Below are 21,530 nucleotides of genomic sequence, written 5' to 3'. Positions count from 1 at the left end.
CCGAGGATGATCGAGTCCGTCCGTTGACCGTAACGCCTGGTAAGCGCGACCGGACGCGGTGAAAACGGCGCCGGCCTGCGGGAACGACGGCGCATCGGGCGTGCGGCTCCCCCGGCTGTCTAGAGTGACAGCGTGCCACCCCGCGACCCCGTGACCAGCACCGCTCTGTTCACCGACCAGTACGAACTGACCATGCTGGCCGCCTCGCTGACCGACGGCTCCGCGAAGCGCAACTGCACCTTCGAGGTGTTCGCCCGCCGTCTGCCGAACGGGCGCCGCTACGGGGTGGTCGCCGGTATCGCACGACTGCTCGACGCGCTGCGGGATTTCCGGTTCGGTGACCAAGAGCTCGCTACCGTCGCCGGCTTCCTGGACGCCACCGCCCTGGACTGGCTGCGCGAGTACCGGTTCTCCGGAGATATCGACGGCTATCCCGAAGGCGAGCTGTATTTCCCGGGATCGCCCATTCTGTCGGTGCGGGGCAGTTTCGCCGAATGCGTGGTGCTGGAGACGCTGGTGCTGTCGGTGCTCAACCACGACAGCGCGATCGCGTCCGCGGCGGCGCGCATGGTGAGCGCGGCGGACGGCCGGCGGCTGATCGAAATGGGTTCGCGGCGCACCCACGAACACGCGGCGCCCGCCTGTTCCCGTGCCGCCTATCTGGCGGGCTTCGACGCCACCTCGAATCTGGAGGCGGTGCGCCGGTTCGCGCTTCCCGGCGCCGGCACCAGCGCGCACGCGTTCACGCTGGTGCACAGCGGACCGGACGGGGCGCACGAGGCGGCCGCCTTCCGCAGCCAGGTCGCCGCTCTCGGCACGGGGACAACCCTGCTGGTCGACACCTTCGACATCACCCGCGGGGTGGCGACGGCGATCGAGGTCGCCGGGCCGGAACTGGGTGGGGTCCGGATCGACTCCGGAGATCTGGGAGTGCTGGCGCGACAGGTGCGCCGACAGCTCGACGAACTGGGGGCGACGTCGACGCGGATCGTGGTGTCCGGGGATCTGGACGAATACGCCATCGCCGCACTGCGGGCCGAGCCGGTGGACGCCTACGGGGTGGGCACCTCGCTGGTCACCGGGTCGGGGGCACCGACCGCGGGCATGGTGTACAAGCTGGTGGAGGTCAACGGGCTGCCGGTGGCGAAGCGGTCCAGTCACAAGGAATCCCGCGGCGGCACCAAACGGGCGGTTCGGGTGGCCCGTGCTACCGGGACGATCGTCGAGGAAATCGTCTATCCGGCGACCGCGCAGCGTCCGGCGCCGGACGGCTTCGAAGTGCGCGCTCTGCAGGTGCCGCTGGTGCGCGGGGGCGAGGTGGTCGAGCAGCCGACCCTGGCCGAATCCCGGGAACTGGTGCGGCGCGGGCTGATCAGCCTGCCGTGGGAGGGGCTGAAACTGTCCGCGGGCGATCCCGCCGTGCCCACCACGTTCATGGCCTGATCCCGACGGTCAGGGGGGACACTGGAAACGATGAACGGGCCGCTCGGCGCGTCTATCGGGCGGACCGAGCGGGCGCCGGCACCTATCAGGAGGACGGTCATGAAGCGCGCATTGATCGTGGTGGATGTGCAGAACGATTTCTGCGAAGGCGGTTCGCTCGCCGTGGCGGGCGGGGCCGAGGTGGCCCGCATGATCGGCGACCACATGCGCATGTCCCACTACGACGCGGTGGTGGCCACCCGCGATTACCACATCGACCCGGGGGCACATTTCTCCGCGGACCCCGACTACATCGACAGCTGGCCTCCGCACTGCCGGGTCGGCACCCCCGGTGTGGAGTTCCACCCGAATCTCGATATCGCGCCCGTGCAGGAGGTCTTCTCCAAAGGCGAGTATTCGGCCGCCTATTCGGGTTTCGAAGGTGCGACGGCCGACGGCACCGGTCTGGCGAACTGGCTGCGTGCGCGGGAGATCAACGCGGTCGACGTCGTGGGGATCGCCACCGACCACTGTGTCCGGGCCACCGCGTTGGACGCGGTGGAAGCGGGGTTCGACACTCGGGTGTTGCTCGGGCTGACCGCGGGCGTCTCCCCCGCCACGATCGAGGCCGCACTGGAGCAATTGGGACGGGCGGGAGTGAAACTCGACAGAGGTGTTTGACGGCGTCGCCTTCGGTGGCGAGCCGGATTCCGTGGCTGTGCGTACGGCTGTCGGTGCGGCGCAGTAGGCTGCCCCGGTGCCCGAATTACCGCCTGTCTCCGCTCTGTTGGCGACCGCAGTCTCCGCGCTGGGCGGTAGGGAACGATCAGGCCAGATGACCATGGCCGCGGCCGTCGACCACGCCATCGACACCAAGGAGCATCTGGCCGTTCAGGCGGGGACGGGAACCGGTAAATCGCTGGCGTATCTGGTGCCGAGTTTGCGGCACGCGGTACGCACCGGGCGCACCGTGGTGGTCTCGACGGCGACGATCGCCCTGCAGCGCCAGCTGGTCGACCGGGATCTGCCGCGATTGGCCGAGGCGTTGAGGGGGCCGCTCGGACGTACCCCGGAGTTCGCGATCCTGAAGGGGCGCAACAATTACCTGTGCCTGAACAAGATCAACAGCGCCGTCCCGGACGAACCGGCCGAGGCCGAACTGTTCGACGCGTTCGCGGTCTCGCGACTCGGGCGGGAGGTGCAGCGGCTCAACGAATGGGCCTCCGACACCGAGACCGGTGACCGCGACGAACTCGCCCCCGGGGTCACCGACCGGGCGTGGCGGCAGGTGAGCGTCTCCTCGCGGGAATGTCTGGGCAAGAGCCGCTGCTCGTTCGGGGAGGACTGTTTCGCCGAACGCGCCCGGGTCGAGGCCGCCCACGCCGATATCGTCGTCACCAATCACGCGCTGCTGGCCATCGACGCCATCAGCGGAATCCAGATCCTGCCCGAACACGACGTGGTCGTGGTGGACGAGGCCCACGAACTGGTCGACCGGGTGACCGGCGTGGCCGCCGCCGAACTGTCCACCACCGCGATCGGCACCGCGGCCCGCCGCTGCGTCAAACTGATCGGCGAACAGGAGGTCGACCGGTTGGAAGCGGCCGCGGAGGCCTGGCACGCGGCACTCGACGATCTTCCCCCCGGCCGCTGGGACGCCCTGCCCAGCGGTATCGACCAGACGCTGGCGCTCATCCGCGACGCGGCCTGGAACGCCCGCACCGCACTCAACCCGCAGGGCGCCACTCCACCGGGCGGCGATCCGGACGCCGCGGCGGGGCGGACACTGGCCCTCGCCGCGGTGGAAGAGGTGCACGACAGCGCGGTACGCGCACTCACCGCCTTCGACGAACCCGATCCGTCGAAACGTACCGATGTCGTCTGGCTGTCCGCCGAGGACATTCGCGGTGTCACCCGGCGCACGCTGCGTATGGCACCGCTATCGGTGGGCGGCCTGCTGCGCGGCCGACTGTTCGGCGGCGCCACCGTGATCCTCACCTCCGCCACCCTGCAGATCGGCGGCTCGTTCGACGGTCTGGCGACCACGTGGGGGTTGCCGCCGCAATCGGGCGGGCGGCCGGATACCGCGGCCGCCAACGGCGCCGAGGCCCCGTCGGACGGCGAGACGGTGCGGTGGACCTCGCTGGATGTCGGTTCGCCGTTCGACCATGCCCGGTCCGGGATCCTGTACGTCGCCAAACATCTGCCCACTCCCGGACGGGACGGTCTGCCGCCCGCCTACCTGGACGAGATCGAACGCCTCATCACCGCCGCCGGCGGGCGCACCCTCGGACTGTTCTCGTCCATGCGCGCGGCGAAGGCCGCGACCGAGGCGCTGCGCGAACGGCTGGGCACCCCCGTGCTGTGCCAGGGCGACGATTCCACCGGGGCGCTGGTGCAGAAGTTCGCGGACGATCCGGAAACGTCGCTGTTCGGCACGCTCTCGCTGTGGCAGGGTGTCGATGTTCCCGGCCCCTCGCTGAGCCTGGTGATCCTGGACCGCATTCCCTTCCCGCGCCCCGACGACCCACTGCTGGCCGCCCGCCAGCGCGCCGTCGAGGCCCGCGGCGGCAACGGATTCCTCTCCGTCGCCGCGAGCCACGCGGCGCTACTGCTGGCCCAGGGCACCGGCCGCCTGCTGCGCAGCGTCGACGACCGCGGCGTGGTCGCCATCCTCGACCCTCGCCTGGCCACCGCCCGCTACGGCGGCTACCTGCGCGCATCGCTGCCGCCCTACTGGGAGACCGCCGACCCGGACGTCGTCACCGAAGCCCTTCGACGGCTCACCGCGGCAGCCCTCTGACGGCAATGGCTCCCGATTCCGGACCGCAGCGATATCCACCGGTCGACCCCCACTGCTGGAGGTGGCGGCGATGAGACTGCCCGGATTGCCCACCCGGCGGGCGGACCGCCCCGGGACCGTGCCGACCGCAGCGACGTCGCGCCGGCGGCGATCCACAGGAACAGAGCCCGAGCAACAAACCCGGCCAACACCTTCTCGGACGCCTCACCCCGATGGTCGAGACCCACCCCGGGTCTGGAGTGACCGGCGCGCCATCGCGTCAGCGGCATCGCGGAGGGAGGAAAGACCCGAGGTCACGAGGGCCCGACCCGGGCCGCCGGAGGCGGCACCTACAACACTGCCTTGAGAATCAGGACGAGCATGCCCGCCGCGGCCCCGAGCAGGATCGCGCCGATCGCCCATTTGTATCCGCCGCGCACCCACGGGCGGTTGAAATCGAGCGACAGTCTGCCCGGCCCGGTGCAGGCGATGGTGAAAGCGACGGCGGAATAGAGCAGACCCCTCTCGTAGCCCTGGCCGGTGAGCAGGCCGCCGCTCCAGGTCTGGTTGATGATGTTGATCGTGGTGCCGATCACGATCGCCGCGGCGAGCGGGGACAGCAGACCGGTCAGCAGCAGCAGACCGCCGGTGAATTCGCTCAAACCGGCCAGTGTTCCGAAGAGGTCGCCGGGGTGGTAGCCCATCTTTTCGAAGGCGGCACCGTTGGCTTCCAGGCCGGGCCCGCCGAACCATCCGAACAGTTTCTGGGAGCCGTGCCCGGCGAGCAGGCCGCCGAACACCACGCGAAGTACGAGTAGACCGATATCTGCGGAGGTGGTTTCGGATGTGCTCGTCCGCTCGAGCGTTGTATTGGCGGTCATGGATCACCCCTTTGCCCTCAGGTCGAAATCCTTAGCGAGGAAAACAAACGGACTTCGGTCCGATTCCCTGTCGTCGCTGGCAACCCTACTGCGGACGCGGCTATTCCGCTCCCCCCTGTATCGACTACTCCGCCAGGAAGAAGAAGTATCCGCAGAACACCACCACCAGGGCCCACATGGCGGGATGCACTTCCCGGATCCGCCCCCGGGCGGCCATGACAATCGGGTAGAACACCAAGCCCAGGGCCAGGCCATTGGCAATGAAGTACGTCAACGGCATCACCACGATGGTGATGAAGGCCGGAATCGCGTACTCCAGCCGATTCCACTCGATCGCCCCCAACGACCTCGACATCAGCACCCCGACCACGATCAGGGCCGGCGCGGTCACCGATCCCGATGCCGCGATCACCGCGAACAGCGGATAGCAGAACATGGCGAGCGCGAACCAGCCCGCGGTGGTGACGGCAGTCAGCCCGGTGCGTCCACCCGCGGACACCCCCGCGGTCGACTCCACATAGGCGGTAGTGGTGGATGTGCCGATCACCGCACCCGCCATGGTGCCCACCGAATCCGCCGCCAACGCGCTTGCCGCTCGCGGTAGCTTGCCGTCCCGATCCAGCAGACCCGCTTGGTTGGCGATACCGATGAGCGTCCCCGACGCATCGAAGAAATCGACGAACAGCATGGTCAACACCACTATCGCCATCTGCCCGGTGAAGGCGTCGGGCAGATGGACGACGGCCTGGCCGAAGGTCCGGTCCAGTCCACGGGGCAGCGCGGCGATACCGGCGGGCAGATCGACCAGCCCGAAGACCATCCCGGCCACGGCGGTCAGCACGATGCCGTACAGCACCGCGCCGTGCCGGCCCAGTGCCAGGAACACCACCGTCACGACCAGACCGAACAGCGCGAGCAGGGTGGTGCCCTTGGTGAAATCGCCGAGTCCCACCAGCGTGGCGTCGTTGGCGACCACGATTCCCGCGCTCTCGAGCCCGAGGAACGCGACGAACAGGCCGATGCCCGCGGCGACCGCCAACTTCATCTGCAACGGGATGGCGTCGAGGATCCGCTCCCGGACCTTGGTCACCGCGAGCACGAAGAAGACGATGCCCGACAGCAGGGTGCCCGCCAGGGCCACCTCCCAGGGAATCCCCATCCCCAGCACCACCGAATACGCGAAAAACGCGTTCAGGCCCATACCCGGTGCGAGAGCGATCGGATAACGCGCCCACAAACCCATCACCAGGGTGCCGAACACCGCCGCCACCGCCGTCGCGGTGAAAACCGCCTGCATGGGGATACCCCGCTCCCCCAACGCACCTTGATCCCCGAGGACTGACGGGTTGACCGCCAACACGTAGCACATGGCCAGAAAGGTGACCGTGCCCGCCATCACCTCACGCCCGACGGTCGAACCCTGGCGGCCGATGGCGAAGAAGGAGTCGAGCCCGTCCCGGATCCTGGTCAACGGACACTCCGGGGCGTGGTCAACAGATCGGCGGCCATAACACTCCCGTCGAATATCGCAAACGGACTCCAGGTGACCGTAACCGAAGAGAACCCGACCCAACTCACCGGGCAACACGGTCGTGGCCGCGCCACAACCGGCCCGGCAGGGTCGGTCAGGCGTTCACCACGAGCCCCAGTTCGGCGTCGGAGGCCAGCAGTTCGTGACGCGGCAGCACTCGCACGGTGTAACCGACCGCGCCCGACAACGGCACCGCGGTGTCGACCGTGAACAGGTCGACACCGGCTTCCGACCCCGTATGCGCCATATCAATGGTGCTGATATCGAACAGATCGTCATCGGCCGACACCCGACCCAGCACGGTCTGCACGATGATCTCGTCCGGCGCCAGACCCGCCAGGTCCACGCGGGCCGTTACCGTCATCACCGCTCCGATCACCGGGGTGTCCGGCAGGCCGGCGGTGTCGACCCGCACCACCTGTACACCGGGCCAGATGGTCTCCACCTTTCGCCGGTACTCCGCGACCGTTCGCGCACCGCGGAATTCGTCCTCGACCGCCAGGTGGAACGCGGCGGCGGCCGGCGCGTAGTACTCGACGGCGTACTCGCGCACCATCCGGTCGGCCGGCACCCGCGGGCCGAGGGTGTGCAGGGTGTGGCGCACCATCTCCACCCAGCGCCCCGGAACACCTTGCGCATCGCGCTCGTAGAAATGCGGGGCGACGGTGCGTTCCACGAGGTCATAGAGCGCTGACGCCTCCAGATCATCGCGACGGTGCTCATCGGTGACACCGTCGGCGCTGGGAATCGCCCACCCGTTCTCGCCGTCGAACATCTCATCCCACCATCCGTCCCGAATGGACAGATTCAGCCCGCCGTTGAGCGCCGATTTCATGCCCGAGGTCCCACAGGCCTCCAACGGGCGCAGCGGGTTGTTCAACCACACATCACAACCCCAGTACAGATGGCGGGCCATGGATATGTCGTAATCGGGCAGGAAGACGATCCGATGCCGCACCGCGGGGTCGTCGGCGAATCGAACCACCTGCTGGATCAGCGCCTTCCCGCCCTCGTCGGCGGGGTGACTCTTACCCGCCACCACCAATTGGATCGGCCGCCGCTCGTCCAACAGCAGCGACCGCAACCGTTCGGGATCGCGCAGCATGAGGGTGAGCCGCTTGTAGGTGGGCACCCGGCGCGCGAAGCCGATCGTCAGTACATCCGGATCGAAAACCTTGTCCACCCAGCCCAGTTCGGACGCCGCCGCACCTCGCTGCAACCAGGACGCGCGCAGCCGGCGGCGCACTTCGTCCACCAGGCCGGCGCGCAGGCGATTGCGGATCGACCACAGCCGTTCCGGTTCCAGATCACGCAGCCGCGCCCAGATCGGCGAACAATCCGCGGTGTCGGCCTGCCCGACCCATTCCCGAGCGGCCCAGGTCGGCGCGTGCACACCATTGGTGACCGAGCCGATCGGCACCTCCGCCGCGTCGAACCCCGGCCACAGCGAGGCGAACATCGACCGGCTCACCTCACCGTGCAACCGCGATACCCCGTTGGCGCGCTGTGCGAGCCGCAACCCCATATGCGCCATATTGAACACCGAGGGATCGGCCTCACGTCCCAACGCGACGATCCGGTCCACCGGAATCCCCGGCAGTAGCGCCGACTCCTCCTCGCCGTGCCCGCCGCCGAAATAGCGGTGCACGAGCGAGACCGGGAACCGGTCGATCCCGGCGGGCACCGGGGTGTGCGTGGTGAACACCGTCCCGGCGCGCACCGCCGCCAACGCGGTGTCGATATCGACCCCGCGCGCGATGTATTCGCGCATCCGCTCCAGCCCCAGGAATCCGGCATGCCCCTCGTTCATATGGAACACATCCGGTTCGGGCAATCCCATCACCGCCGTATAGGCACGAACCGCGCGCACCCCACCGATCCCGGCGAGAATCTCCTGTTCGATCCGATGGTCCTGGTCGCCGCCGTAGAGCCGGTCGGTCACCGCGCGCAGCTCCGGATCGTTGTCGGCGATATCCGAATCCAGCAACAGCAGCGGCACTCGCCCGACCTGCGTGATCCACACCCGGGCCCGCAATACCCGCCGCTGCGGCATCGCGACATGGATGAGCACCGGCGAACGGTCTACGGTCAACAGCCGCAACGGCAATCCCTGCGGATCCAGAGCGGGATAGTGTTCGGCCTGCCAACCGTCCGCGGTGAGCGACTGCCGGAAATACCCCGATCGGTACAGCAGCCCCACCCCGATCAGCGGCAGCCCCAGATCCGAGGCGGCCTTGAGGTGGTCGCCGGCCAGGATGCCCAGCCCGCCCGAATAGTTGGGCAGCACCTCGGTGACCCCGAACTCCATCGAGAAGTAAGCGATTCCCTGCACCCGTTCCCACCCCTCGGGACGATCGCCCGGCCGCGTCATATAGTCCCGCAGGTCGGCCGCCGCCGCATCCACCCGCCCGGTATAGCCAGGATCGGCGGCGAGCTCGTCCAACCGCTCCCGCGGCACCTCCCCCAATATCCGCACCGGATCGTGCCCGACCTCCCGCCACAGCCCGGGATCGAGTTCGGCGAACAAATCCTGCGTCGGACCATGCCAGGACCAGCGCAGATTGGTCGACAATTCGCCCAACGCCGTCAGGCGTTCGGGCAGATGGGCGCGGACGGTGAACCGACGCAGTGCCTTCACCAGCCGAACCCTAAGGCATGTCCCATGCGCTGTCGGCGGCGCCTCCGGGGCATTCGCGGGAAACGGCCGGTGGGCCGGGTCGGTCCCGGGTGGTGATGTAGGAGTCGGCGTACTCCGCGGTGGGCGGGATCTCGCTGATCACGTCCACGAGTACGCCCGCCGGATCCGCGAGGATGAAATGCCGCTGCCCGAAGTCCTCCGAGCGCAGTTCCTGTACTGCGGGCAGTCCACCCCGGACGACCAGTCGTTCCCATTCCGCGTCGACATCGTCGACCTCGAAGTTCAGCAACAGCCCCTGGACCGGTTCGCGGTAGTCCGCGGGGAGGGTGGGGTGGGTGCAGTCCAGTACGGCGAGTTCGTAGTCGGGCGGGCCCGGTCGGCGCAGGCTGACGTACCACTGCGCGTCGAAGGTCACTTCGAAGCCGAACAGGCGCGTGTAGAAGTCGCGGACCGGCGCGGGGTCGGCTGTGGCGATGACCGGATAGAAGCCGGACAGTCTCATCATTCCCCTTTCGCATACCATCGGTATGTGAGTTACCGTATTTCGCATACCACGGGTATGTCAATGGGAGGAGGAGCCGTGACGGGAACCGTCCGATCCCAGCAACGCGAACAGACCCGCCGCACCCTGCTGCGCGCCGCGCGCCGGTTGTTCGCCGAGAAGGGCTACGCCGCCGTGGGCCTCGCCGAGATCGTCGCGACCGCGGGCGTCACGAAAGGCGCGCTGTACCACCATTTCGAGAACAAGAGCGCGCTCTTCGCCGCTGTACTGGAACAGATCCAGGCCGAGGTCGGCGAGCGGGTCGCGACGGCCGCCGACCGCCATACCGATCCGTGGGCCCAATTACTCGCCGGATGCGATGCCTTCCTCTCCGGATGCACCGCCCCCGAGATCCAACAGGTCATGCTGATCGACGGCCCCGCCGTTCTCGGCTGGCATACATGGCGCGCGATGGACGCCGCGGCTTCCGCGCGCCACCTGCGCGAAGTACTGGAACTCCTGGTCTCGGCCGGCTCCATCCCGCGACAGCCGATCGAACCGCTGGCCCACCTGCTGTCCGGCGCCATGAACGAGGCCGCGCTGTGGCTCGCCGGCACCGACAACGCGAACGCCCTGGCCGACACCACCGCCGCGCTGCACCGCATGCTCGAATCCCTACGCACCGACATCTGACCACGGAACGCCCCGCCCGGGCGACGGACCGACGCCGGTACGGTTGTCGCGTGACCGGCCGCATCGCCATCGATGACACCGCCCCCTCCATCCCCGGAGACCGGCCGGCCAAGGCCGTCGTGGGCGAGGTCCTTCCGGTGCGTGCCGTGGTGTGGGGTGAAGGGCACGGCGCGATCGGCGCCACCCTGGCGGTTCGCGCACCCGGCTCGTCTCGGGTGACGCGGATCCGGATGAACCCGGACTACGAATCCGATGTCTTCAATGCCACCTTCACCCCCACGGTCACCGGCCTGTGGCAGTACCGCATCGAAGGCTGGAGCGATCCGATCGCCGGCTGGCGGGCCGCGGTGGAGGCGAAACTGGCCGTCGGACAGGGCGCCGCGGAGCTGGCCAACGATCTGGAGATCGGGGCGCGACTGTTCGAACGGGCAGCACTGGCAGTGCCGAAAAAGCAGTTCGAGCGCCTGCGGGCGGTCGCGGCGGCGCTGCGCGGCGACGATCAACTGCATGCCCGGGTGGCGCCCGCCTTCACCGACGATGTCGCCGAGATTCTGCGCGCCACCCCGCTGCGGGACAAGGTGGCCCGCGGCCCCCGACACACCGTCCACGTCGAACGGACCCGCGCGCTGTTCGGCTCCTGGTACGAGTTCTTCCCCCGCTCCACCGGCGGATGGGACGCCGACGGACAACCGGTACACGGCACCTTCGCCACCGCCGCCGCGGCACTGCCGCGTATCGCCGCCATGGGATTCGATGTGGTGTACCTGCCCCCGATCCACCCCATCGGCACGGTGAACCGCAAGGGCCGCAACAACGCCCTCACCGCCGAACCCGGCGATGTCGGCTCCCCCTGGGCCATCGGCTCGGCCGACGGCGGCCACGACGCCATCCACCCGCAACTGGGCGCCGAAGCCGATTTCGTCGATTTTGTCGCCACCGCCGACCGACTGGGGCTCGAGGTGGCCCTCGATCTCGCCCTGCAGTGCGCCCCGGACCATCCGTGGGTGCGTGAACACCCGGAATGGTTCACCACCCTCCCCGACGGCACGATCGCCTACGCCGAGAACCCGCCGAAGAAGTACCAGGACATCTACCCCCTCGACTTCGACAACGACCCCGACGGTCTCTACGCCGAGGTACTGCGCGTGGTCCGGCACTGGATCCGCCTAGGGGTGAAGATCTTCCGGGTCGACAACCCGCACACCAAGCCCCCGGATTTCTGGGAATGGCTGATCACCGCCGTACATCGCACCGACCCGGACGTGATCTTCCTGTCCGAGGCCTTCACCCACCCCGCCCGGCTCTACGGGCTGGCCCGGCGCGGATTCGGCCAGTCCTACACCTACTTCACCTGGCGGGTCCACAAATGGGAGCTCACCGAATTCGGCCGGGAACTGGCCGCCAAAGCCGATGAGGCACGCCCCAACCTGTTCGTCAACACCCCCGACATCCTGCACGGCAGCCTGCAGCACGGCGGTCCGGGCATGTTCGCCATCCGCGCGGTCCTGGCCGCCACCCTGGGCCCGAGCTGGGGCGTGTACTCCGGTTTCGAACTATTCGAACACCAGGCCGTGCGTCCGGGCAGCGAGGAGTACCTGAACTCGGAGAAATACGAGCTGCGCCCCCGGCCGTTCGCCGAGGCCCTGGCCCGCGGTGAATCCCTGGAGCCGTGGATAACCCGCCTCAACGAAATCCGCCGCAATCACCCCGCGCTGCGGCAACTGCGCTGTCTGCACTTCCACCACGTCGACAACGACGCGCTGCTGGCCTATTCGAAAATCGACCCGACCACCGGCGATGCCGTCCTCACGGTGGTGAACCTCAACCCCTTCTCCGCCGAGGACGGCATGCTCTCCCTCGACCTGCCCGCCATCGGCCGGGAATGGCACGACCATCCGGTGGTATACGACGAGATCAGCGGAGAGGAATACCACTGGGCCCAGACGAATTACGTCCGCCTCGACCCGGCCCGCGCGGTAGCGCACATCATCGCGCTGCCGCCGGTACCGCATCACCGTCGCGCCGAGCTCGCGTACCGGAGGCAGTGTTGATTGCGCCGCCTTCGGCGGCGCGGGTCGGGGCCCTCGTGACCCCGGGTCTTCCCTCCCTACGACGCTGTCGAAGTCCTCACCGCCCAGGGCTTCCCCATACACCGTCTCGCCGCCGTCACAGAGTCGGCTCGAGGTCGGGACGGAACGGGCCCGGGTCGGAGGACCGCAGTACGTCGACCACCGATGGGAAAAGGCGGTGAAGCGTCGGGACCTGCTATTGCTCGCCGCGGGTACGCACCCCGACCCTCATACGGTGCTGGGGGCGCATCCGCATCCCGAGGGCACGGCGGTACGGGTATTGCGCCCCCGAGCGGAAGCGGTGTCGGTGCGAGTCGGGGGTCTCGAGCATCGACTCGCACCGCTCGAGCACGGTGTGTTCACCGCGGTCCTGCCCTACCCGGATCTGATGGACTACCGTGTGGTCACCACCCATCCGGGCGGGCGGGTGACCGTCGGCGCCGACGGCTACCGCTTCCTGCCCACCCTCGGTGAGCTGGACCTACACCTGATCGGGGAGGGCACCCACCAACATCTCTGGCAGGTTCTCGGCGCCCACCCCCGCCGCTACACCACCCTGGACGGTGAGGTCGGCGGAACCTCGTTCGCGGTCTGGGCTCCGAACGCGCGCGGTGTCACCGTCTTCGGGGATTTCGACGACTGGCATGGCGGTACCTTCCCCATGCGGTCGCTGGGCGGCTCCGGTGTCTGGGAGGTCTTCGTCCCCGACGCCGCACCGGGCCACCGCTACAAGTATCGCGTCCACGGCGCCGACGGACGCACGGCCGACCACGCCGACCCCCTGGCCTTCGCCACCGAACTTCCGCCCGCCACCGCGTCCGTGATCACCGAGAGCACCTTCGAGTGGACCGACCACGAGTGGCTTGCCGCCCGCGCCCGTACCGACCCGACCCGCGCCCCGATGAGCATCTACGAGGTGCACGCGGGTTCGTGGCGTCCCGGCCTCGGCTATCGACGGCTGGCGGTGGAACTCGCCGAATACGTCCGCTCGCTCGGGTTCACCCATGTCGAGCTGCTCCCCGTGGCCGAGCATCCGTTCGGCGGTTCCTGGGGCTACCAGGTCACCTCCTATTACGCGCCGACCGCCCGCTACGGTACCCCCGACGATTTCCGTGCCTTCGTCGACCATCTGCACGGCCAGGGCATCGGCGTCATCCTCGACTGGGTGCCGGCGCATTTTCCGCGCGACGAATGGGCCCTGGCCCGCTTCGACGGCACCCCTCTCTACGAGCATCCCGACCCCCGCCGCGGCGAACACCCCGATTGGGGCACCTACATCTTCGACTACGGCCGCAACGAGGTCCGCAACTTCCTGAGCGCCAACGCTCACTACTGGATCGAGGAGTTCCATATCGACGGCCTCCGCGTCGACGCCGTCGCCTCCATGCTCTACCTGGACTATTCGCGCCCACCCGGCGGCTGGGAACCCAACGCCCACGGCGGCCGGGAGAACCTGGAGGCCGTCGATTTCCTCACCGAACTCAACGATGGCCTGCGCCGCCGCCGGCCCGGCGTGCCGACCATCGCCGAGGAATCCACCACCTGGCCCGGCGTCACCCGCGCCACCGAGGTGGGCGGCCTGGGTTTCTCCCTGAAATGGAATATGGGCTGGATGCACGACACCCTCGGGTATCTGCGACGTGACCCCGCCCACCGCACCTGGCACCACAACGAGATCACCTTCTCGCTCACCTACGCCTGGAGCGAACACTATCTGCTGCCCATCAGCCACGACGAAGTGGTGCACGGCAAGGGCACCCTGTGGACCCGCATGCCCGGCGACGAATTCGACAAGGCGTGCGGCGTCCGCGCCCTGCTCGCCTATATGTGGGCCCACCCGGGCAAACAGCTGCTGTTCATGGGCCAGGAGTTCGGCCAGTTCCGGGAATGGTCACACGAGCGCGCCCTGGACTGGCACGAACTCGACAACCCTCTCCACCACGGGCTGCGCACCCTGGTTCGCGACCTGAACGCCGCCTACCGCGCGAACCCGGCGCTGTGGAGCCGCGACACCACACCGGGCGGCCATTCCTGGATCGAAGCCGACGACCGCGCCGCCAATGTGCTGGCCTTTCTCCGCCACGGCGCCGACGGCTCCGTCGTCGCCTGCCTCTTCAACTTCTCCGGCGCGCCCCACCCCGGCTACCGCATCGGTCTTCCCCACCCCGGCCACTGGACCGAACTCCTCAACACCGACGCCGCCCCCTATGGCGGAACCGGCACCGGCAACCCCTTCGGCGTCCACACCGAACCCCAACCCCGGCAGGGTCACCCGTTCTCCACGGTCGTGGCCCTGGGACCGCTCAGCGCGGTGTGGCTCGCCCCGAACGAACCCGATCCTCCGGCCGCGGCCGACGAGGATACGTCCGGAGCCCGCCCCGAGACCGAACCGGCCTGAGCGCCGTCGCGTCAGCGGCGGCGCGGAGAGAGAAGACCCGGGGTCATGAGGGCCCCGACCCGCGCCGCCGCCAGGCGGCGCCGTCAATACAGCGCCGCGGCGAGTTTGCGTCGGGCGGTAACGACAAACGGCTCCGCCTGGTCGAACAGTTCGAACAGCTCCAGCAACCGGGTGCGCGCCTTGGTGCGGTCATCGCCGGCGGTGCGTTTGACGACCGCGATGAGCCGGTCGAACGCCGCTTCCGGACGCTGCTGGAACAACTCCACATCGGCGGCGTCGAGTGCGGCGTCCACATTCGCCGGGTCCGTGTCCGCGGTCGCGACGGCCGTATCGGGCAGCTTCTGGGCCCGCTCGAGGAACTGCACCTGCCGCAGCGCGGCCTTGGCTTCGGTATTGCCCGGTTCCGCGGACAGGATGGATTCGTAGGCGGAGGCCGCGCCCGCGAGGTCTCCCTGTTCGAGCAGTGCCTCCGCCGTGGCGAACCGCGGATCGATCTTCTCTTGCGGTTCCCCGCCGCCTTCGAGTTTGCCCTCCACGGCCTGCACCACCGCGGCCAGCCACTGCCGCACCTGCGGTTCGGGTTGTGCGCCCTGGAAGTCGGCCAGTGGCTGACCGGCGGCCACGGCGATGACCGTGGGGATCCCTTGAACGCCGAACGCCTGCGCGATCCGCATATTGCTCTCGGCCTCGACGGCGGCCAGGTCCCAGGCGCCGTTCGATTCGCCGACCAGCCGCTCCAGCAGTCCGATCAGCTCGATACTGCCCGGGCTGCGCTGCGAGTACAGCGCCACCACCACCGGTACCTGCATGGAGCGGCGCAGCACCCTGGTTTCGAAATCCGCCTCGGTGACCGTGTGGTCACCGGCGGCGGCCGCACCGGCGGGTGGTTGTTTCAGACCGGACAGATCCACCGCCCCGGACATGGCGGCGGCAACGGCTGGCGATGGACGGCGAGCTGCTGGTCGAGTCACGGCATCTAGTGTGTCACGACGAAACCGTGGCCGACGCGGCACCCGCGACCGTTTCCGGCTCGGCGGCACCGGGTGCGCTCAGTTCGCCCAGTTTCCCGGCGCGCACCGCCCAGAGCTCGAACACCACCGTGCAGAACGGCGGGATGCTCGACCCCAGCGCCAGCAGCAGTGTCTTCGTGCTCCATTCCAGTTCCCGCCAGGCGAGCAGGGCCACCAACACGAAGACCACGAAGGCCGCGCCGTGGGTCATCCCGAACACCTTCACCGGCCAGGTCACCGGGTCGGGAAGCCGCTTGCACACCATGCCGATGAGAAGGAAGAACCATGACACCGCCTCCAGGAACGCGACGAAGCGGAACCTCTTGGCGACAGTGCTCAGGTCGAAGACATTGCCCATGTCGACCATTCTGCACAATAACTACGACAATACGTAGTTGAAAGCATCACACCCGTTCCGTCAGACCGACGGAACGCGCAGGATCAGCGCATCGCCCTGGCCGCCACCGCCGCACAGCGCCGCCGCGCCGACACCTCCGCCGCGCCGCTTCAGCTCCAGCGCCAGATGCAGCACGATCCGGGCCCCGGACATGCCGAGCGGGTGGCCGATCGCGATGGCGCCCCCATTGACATTCACCTTCTCCGGATCGATCCCCAGCTTCCGGGTGGAGGCGATACCGACGGCCGCGAACGCCTCGTTGATCTCCACCAGGTCCAGCTCGGCCGGTTCGATACCGGCCTTGGCGCAGGCCTTGACGATGGCGTTGGCGGGCTGGTCCTGCAGTGTCGAATCCGGCCCGGCCACAACGCCGGCGGGGCCGATCTCGGCGATCCAGTTCAGGCCCATCTCCTCGGCCTTGGTCTTGCTCATCACCACGACCGCCGCGGCACCGTCGGAGATCTGCGAGGCCGAGCCCGCGGTAATGGTGCCGTCGGGGCGGAACGAGGGGCGCAGTTTGGCCAGCGATTCGACGGTGGTGTCGGCGCGGATGCCCTCGTCGGTACTCACCACGATCGGCTCGCCCTTGCGCTGCGGCACCGATACCGGCACCACCTCGTCGTCGAACAGACCGTTCTTCCACGCCGCGGCGGCGCGCTGATGCGAGGCTGCAGCGAAGGCGTCCTGCTCCTGTCGGGAGATCGTTTCGGAGTCGTTGCGCTGTTCGGTCAGCAGCCCCATCGCCTGGTCGGTGAACACATCGTGTAGCCCGTCGTAGGCCATGTGGTCACGCAGCGTCACATCGCCGTATTTGAAGCCCTCACGGCTTTTCTCGAGCATATGCGGGGCCCGGCTCATCGACTCCTGACCGCCCGCGACCACGACGTCGTATTCCCCGGCGCGGATCAGCTGGTCCGCCAGCGCGATGGCATTGATACCGGACAGGCACACCTTGTTCACGGTGAGCGCGGGCACATCCATCGGGATACCGGCCGCCACCGCCGCCTGCCGGGCCGGGATCTGGCCCGCGCCCGCGGTCAGCACCTGGCCCAGGATCACGTAGTCGACCTGATCGGGCCGGACCCCGCCCTTCTCCAGCGCCGCCTTGATCGCGAAACCGCCCAGATCCGAGCCGCTGAAATCCTTCAGGCCGCCCAGCAGTCGGCCGACCGGAGTACGCGCACCGGAAACGATCACGGAGTTGGTCACGACAAGCCTCGCATTCTGTATCTGATTGCGCCGCCTCCCGGCGGCGCGGGTCGGGGCCCTCGTGACCCCGGGTCTTCCCTCCCTTCGCGCCGCCGCCGACGCGACGTCGCTCCGGTCGGTCCGGACCCGGGCCGGGCCCCGACCTCTGAGGTGAGCGGTCCGTGAAGATGTCTTCGATGTCCCTCTCGGCGGGACGGGGTGGTGGCCCGACCGTGTCCGAACCCGACCACCGACACGCGCACTCGGAAGCGACGCGGCCATGCGGTCTACTCCACGGTAGCTTGTGGTCGCGACCGGCCCGGCACGGAGGTATGCGCAGATCACCCGCGAATATTTGAGGGCATCCGCCCTCGGTTCGCTTCGAATCGGGACGGCACCTGCGACGATCCCACCGATACGCGCTACTTTCGAAGGGTGAGCACCGCTACCCCGTCCTCCGAATTCATCCCCGCCGACTACGTTGTCGCCGTAGACCATGTCGGTATCGCCGTCCCCGATCTGGACGCCGCCGTGGCCTGGTACGCCGAAAATCTCGGCATGGTGGAAACCCACCGCGAGGTCAACGAGGAACAGGGGGTGCAGGAGGCCATGCTGTCCTGCCCGGCCGCCGACGACGACTCGACTGCTCTGCAGTTGCTGGCCCCCCTTGACAAAACGTCCACTATCGCGAAGTTCATCGACCGCAATGGCCCGGGCCTGCAACAGTTGGCCTACCGGGTCACCGATATCGAGGCCGTTTCGGCGTTTCTCCGTGGTCGCGGCCTACGGCTGCTCTACGATTCCCCACGTCGCGGCACTGCCGAGTCCCGGATCAACTTCGTTCACCCCAAAGATGCCGGGGGTGTGCTGGTGGAGATTCTCGAGCCGAATCCGAATGTTACGCACTAGTACCGGGATCGGGTTCGATGGAGTCGAGTCGATAACATTCACGGTCGAGTCACCATCATCGGTTCATAGGCTGTAGTTTGTTGCCCATGTCGTCACCCGAGTCCGATCGCAATCGCTTCGTTGCACTGCCCTTCACCATTGTGCGCAAGGGTTATGCGCCCGACGAGGTGCGCAATTACTTCGACCGTTTCGATGCCGAACTGAGGGTCACCGCCACCGACCGTGACGCGGCGGCGGCCCAGGCCCGTAACCTCGCGGCCCAACTGGAGGATGCCCGCGACGAGATCGATGAACTCCGCAAGGAGGTCGACCGGCTGTCCGTGCCGCCGACCACCGCGGAGGGCATGAGCGACCGCATCTCCCGCATGTTGCGCCTGGCCTCCGACGAGGCGTCCGAGGTGCGCGCGCTCGCCCAGGCCGAGGCCGCCGAAATGGTGTCCATCGCCGAACAGCAGGCCGCGGAGATGCGCGGCAAGTACGAGTCGCTGCTCGCGGAAACCAAGGAGAAGCGTGAAGCGCTCGAGGTCGAATACGAGCAGACGATCGCCAAGGCCCGCACCGAATCCGCGAAGATCGTCGAAGCCGCCCAGGCCGAGGCCGACCGGCTGACCAAGGAGTCCGAGGCCAAGCGCAAGGCCAACCAGCAGGACTTCGAGGCCACCATGGCCGAACGCCGCAACAAGCTCACCCGCGCCATGGAGGAGCTCGAGGCCACCAGCCGTGCGGAGGCCGCCCAGCGCATCAAGGATGCCACCGACGAGGCCAACCGCCTCATCACCTCCGCCACCCAGACCGCGGAGCGCAAGATCGCGCACGCCAAAGAACTGGCCGAGGAGATGCGGGTACTGCGCGGTCGCGTGCTGGCCCAGCTGCTCGGTATTCGCGGTCAGCTCGATTCGGTGCCCGCCATGCTGGCGGCGGTCAACCGGGAGAGCGAACTGCTCGACGGTGTGCCGGAACCGCAGCCGCGCAAGTCCATCGGCAACAACGGCACCAAGTCCGTCTCCGGACCGAACCAGAGGGCGATCTCCGAAGGCGCGTCCGAGGGCGAGAACGAGTTCATCGAAAAAGAGCGCGAGAACGCAAATATCGGCAACTGACAGGTCGTCGGGGTCGAACGGCGACAAGTAGCACGCGGAAGGCCGCCCCCGCGGGGGCGGCCTTTCCCGTACCCGACCACGAATGCCCGGTGCGGCCGAGGTGATGTGGCGGTATCAGGTGTCATACGATGCCCCTCCGAGGGTTACGGCGACGATCCGATCGATCGGCTCGCCTGCCCCGGCCTGCGGGAGGGCGGCAACCCACCCTTGGTCCCGTGCGTTTCGCGGCCGGTCGTTGTGTCCAGGCGCGTCGATAACGGCCAGAGCGAATCCATAACGGCCACGTAGTGGTGGCCACGAGCCGGGATCCCGGTGTTCCCTTGCGCAGGCCGCCGGTGTGACCTATCGGTACCAGAGGCGCGTCATCGGAACCGGACGCGGGTGCCCAGGGCACGCCGGCCTGGGGCGTTTGCGACGAGACCGCTGATCGGCGGAGGGCTTTTCCGTGTGGCGGTGTTCGCGAGCGGTGCCGACCGGCCGGCGAGCCGTCACGCCGATCAAAGTCCGAAAGAGCTGTCGAGAGGCGGCAGCGATGTCGGCACGTCGGGCCGGTGGCCTGCCGAAACCTTCGAAGAAGAACCGAGCCGAACTGTCGAACCCGAACGGCCGACCCCGGTAATGCGCGGCGGGGTTCGTGTGCAGCGTCTTGGCGCTCGAGGCGAAGGCGTCGAACAATCCGGTACCGAAGTGCGGGCCCGCCGGCTCGTCGGATTGGACCGGGAACCGGATCGGGACAGTAATGCTACCGGCCGCCTCGGTCAGCGATTCCGGTCCGAGAAGACCGAACACCGCGGCGACGATTCGGGGTTCGATTGGAGTCCGCATGGATGCTCCTCCGGTCACGACCAGCGTCGAGTGATCCCTCGTGTGTGTCGGCTGTTCCAGCAGCCGCGATGCCAGTGCCGGCGATCGTCCTCGCCACCGTCGACCGCCCACGCGACCACATGGGCGACACCGGGCACGATCTCGTGATCGCAACCGGGGCAACGGTAGAGCTTCACCGCCCGCGCGCCCGGCACGGTACGAACCCTATAGGCCTCCACTCCGTCGGGACCGGGCTCGGTGCGCCCGAACACATCACCATCACCGGGCAGGCCTCCGTTCGACCGCACGGTACGCGTATGGTTGCGCAGGGGGCGTGGTTTCCGGCGGGGCATATGTCCAAGCTTAGAAGAGACGGAATTCGTTGCTCTCGGTGCCGCGTAGGGCGTCGTAATCCAGGGTCAGGCAGCGGATCCCACGATCCTCGGCGAGAGTACGCGCCTGTGGCCTGATCTGCTGGGCCGCGAACACCCCGGCGACCGGCGCCAACAGCGGGTCGCGATTGAGCAGCTCCAGATAGCGGGTGAGCTGTTCGACACCGTCGATCTCGCCGCGCCGCTTGATCTCCACCGCCACGGTGGCGCCTGCGGCGTCCCGGCACAGCAGATCGACGGGCCCGATCGCCGTCATATACTCCCGTCGAATCAGCGTGTAACCGGGTCCGAGGGTCTGCACATGCTCGGCCAACAGCTCCTGCAGGTGGGCCTCCACCCCGTCCTTCACCAGCCCCGGATCCACGCCGAGCTCATGGCTCGTATCGTGCTCGACCTCCGTGATCCGGATCCGCAGTTCCTCACCGGTCTTGTTGGTGACCACCCACAGCCGCTCCCCCTCATCACCGTCCGAGGCGGCTTCGGTCAACCAACACGGTGGACTCATCCAGTTCAGCGGCTTGTAGGAGCCACCGTCGGAGTGCACCAGCACCGAGCCGTCCGCTTTCATCATGAGCAGTCGGCGAGCCATGGGCAGATGGGCGGTCAGCCGCCCGACATAGTCGACCTGACAGCGAGCTATCACAAGGCGCACCCGGGAAAGTCTAGGCCCTGCCCCGAAAGCCGCTCATCCGGCCGGCAGCACCCGGCGAACCGTCGACAGAGACGGAACACCCTGCAACACGTGGTGTTTCAACGAACCGAAATCTGTTCCCGCCGAAACGATGTACCGCAGAAACGCCTCGAGGGGGCCCATAATCATGGGCCCCCTCGAGGG

The 21,530-nt window shown here is 68.1% G+C and carries 17 protein-coding genes; 8 read left to right on the top strand and 9 right to left on the bottom strand.

Annotated elements, in window-relative coordinates:
- Positions 1-132 precede the first annotated feature (132 nt).
- The 3 genes from ON20_RS05575 to ON20_RS05565 all read left to right on the top strand — a co-directional run bounded on the left by ON20_RS05575 (position 133) and on the right by ON20_RS05565 (position 4,225).
- Complete coding sequence (locus ON20_RS05575) at positions 133-1,443, top strand: nicotinate phosphoribosyltransferase (protein WP_040833873.1); 1,311 nt, start codon at positions 133-135, stop codon at positions 1,441-1,443.
- Positions 1,444-1,542: 99 nt separating this feature from the next.
- Entirely contained in the window at positions 1,543-2,103 is a 561-nt protein-coding gene (locus ON20_RS05570; protein WP_040833872.1) for a nicotinamidase, read from the top strand.
- A 76-nt stretch (positions 2,104-2,179) separates the two neighbouring features.
- Positions 2,180-4,225: an ATP-dependent DNA helicase gene (locus tag ON20_RS05565; protein WP_040833871.1), complete on the top strand. Its 2,046-nt coding sequence runs from the start codon at positions 2,180-2,182 to the stop codon at positions 4,223-4,225.
- Between the two features lie 329 nt (positions 4,226-4,554).
- Here ON20_RS05565 and ON20_RS05560 read toward each other — a convergent pair whose 3' ends face one another.
- From ON20_RS05560 to ON20_RS05545, 4 genes are all read right to left on the bottom strand, one after another.
- Positions 4,555-5,085 (bottom strand): DoxX family protein, encoded by a 531-nt coding sequence (locus ON20_RS05560; protein WP_040833870.1) that lies wholly within the window; start codon positions 5,083-5,085, stop codon positions 4,555-4,557.
- Positions 5,086-5,209: 124 nt separating this feature from the next.
- Positions 5,210-6,556, bottom strand: a complete 1,347-nt coding sequence (locus ON20_RS05555; RefSeq protein ID WP_040833869.1) for an NCS2 family permease — start codon at positions 6,554-6,556, stop codon at positions 5,210-5,212.
- Between the two features lie 154 nt (positions 6,557-6,710).
- A complete protein-coding gene (glgP, locus tag ON20_RS05550; RefSeq protein ID WP_174361855.1) occupies positions 6,711-9,254 on the bottom strand; it encodes an alpha-glucan family phosphorylase in 2,544 nt (847 codons plus the stop codon).
- Between the two features lie 10 nt (positions 9,255-9,264).
- Positions 9,265-9,759 (bottom strand): VOC family protein, encoded by a 495-nt coding sequence (locus ON20_RS05545; RefSeq protein WP_306306816.1) that lies wholly within the window; start codon positions 9,757-9,759, stop codon positions 9,265-9,267.
- 75 nt (positions 9,760-9,834) lie between these two features.
- Between ON20_RS05545 and ON20_RS05540 the strand changes: the two genes are divergently transcribed.
- The 3 genes from ON20_RS05540 to glgB all read left to right on the top strand — a co-directional run bounded on the left by ON20_RS05540 (position 9,835) and on the right by glgB (position 14,895).
- On the top strand, positions 9,835-10,428 hold the full coding sequence (locus tag ON20_RS05540; protein ID WP_218002440.1) for a TetR/AcrR family transcriptional regulator: 594 nt from the start codon (positions 9,835-9,837) through the stop codon (positions 10,426-10,428).
- Between the two features lie 50 nt (positions 10,429-10,478).
- The gene (locus ON20_RS05535; protein ID WP_040833867.1) at positions 10,479-12,479 is read left to right on the top strand and encodes a maltotransferase domain-containing protein; all 2,001 of its coding nucleotides are present in this window, start codon (positions 10,479-10,481) and stop codon (positions 12,477-12,479) included.
- A 196-nt stretch (positions 12,480-12,675) separates the two neighbouring features.
- Positions 12,676-14,895, top strand: coding sequence for a 1,4-alpha-glucan branching protein GlgB (glgB, locus tag ON20_RS05530; RefSeq protein ID WP_083864681.1), 2,220 nt, complete (start codon positions 12,676-12,678; stop codon positions 14,893-14,895).
- Positions 14,896-14,978: 83 nt separating this feature from the next.
- On the opposite strand, the gene ON20_RS05525 is transcribed toward glgB, so the two are convergent.
- The 3 genes from ON20_RS05525 to ON20_RS05515 form a co-directional block, all read right to left on the bottom strand.
- Complete coding sequence (locus ON20_RS05525; protein WP_040833866.1) at positions 14,979-15,818, bottom strand: tetratricopeptide repeat protein; 840 nt, start codon at positions 15,816-15,818, stop codon at positions 14,979-14,981.
- A gap of 61 nt (positions 15,819-15,879) precedes the next feature.
- Complete coding sequence (locus ON20_RS05520; RefSeq protein WP_040833865.1) at positions 15,880-16,272, bottom strand: DUF3817 domain-containing protein; 393 nt, start codon at positions 16,270-16,272, stop codon at positions 15,880-15,882.
- Between the two features lie 51 nt (positions 16,273-16,323).
- Positions 16,324-17,511 (bottom strand): acetyl-CoA C-acetyltransferase, encoded by a 1,188-nt coding sequence (locus ON20_RS05515; protein WP_040833864.1) that lies wholly within the window; start codon positions 17,509-17,511, stop codon positions 16,324-16,326.
- Positions 17,512-17,925: 414 nt separating this feature from the next.
- On the opposite strand from ON20_RS05515, the gene mce reads away from it, so the two are divergent.
- Both mce and ON20_RS05505 read left to right on the top strand, forming a co-directional pair.
- On the top strand, positions 17,926-18,399 hold the full coding sequence (mce, locus tag ON20_RS05510) for a methylmalonyl-CoA epimerase (RefSeq protein ID WP_040833863.1): 474 nt from the start codon (positions 17,926-17,928) through the stop codon (positions 18,397-18,399).
- An 86-nt stretch (positions 18,400-18,485) separates the two neighbouring features.
- Positions 18,486-19,499: a coiled-coil domain-containing protein gene (locus ON20_RS05505; RefSeq protein WP_040833862.1), complete on the top strand. Its 1,014-nt coding sequence runs from the start codon at positions 18,486-18,488 to the stop codon at positions 19,497-19,499.
- A gap of 839 nt (positions 19,500-20,338) precedes the next feature.
- On the opposite strand, the gene ON20_RS38555 is transcribed toward ON20_RS05505, so the two are convergent.
- Both ON20_RS38555 and nucS read right to left on the bottom strand, forming a co-directional pair.
- A complete protein-coding gene (locus ON20_RS38555; RefSeq protein ID WP_040833860.1) occupies positions 20,339-20,656 on the bottom strand; it encodes an Rv1322 family protein in 318 nt (105 codons plus the stop codon).
- Positions 20,657-20,666: 10 nt separating this feature from the next.
- Positions 20,667-21,347 carry an endonuclease NucS gene (gene nucS / locus ON20_RS05490; protein WP_040833859.1) on the bottom strand — a complete coding sequence of 227 codons (681 nt, stop codon included), beginning with the start codon at positions 21,345-21,347 and terminating at the stop codon, positions 20,667-20,669.
- Positions 21,348-21,530 lie beyond the last annotated feature (183 nt).

The organism is Nocardia brevicatena NBRC 12119 (assembly GCF_000308495.1).
Taxonomy (GTDB): Bacteria; Actinomycetota; Actinomycetes; order Mycobacteriales; family Mycobacteriaceae; genus Nocardia; species Nocardia brevicatena.
This window is presented reverse-complemented; position numbering and strand designations above follow the sequence as displayed.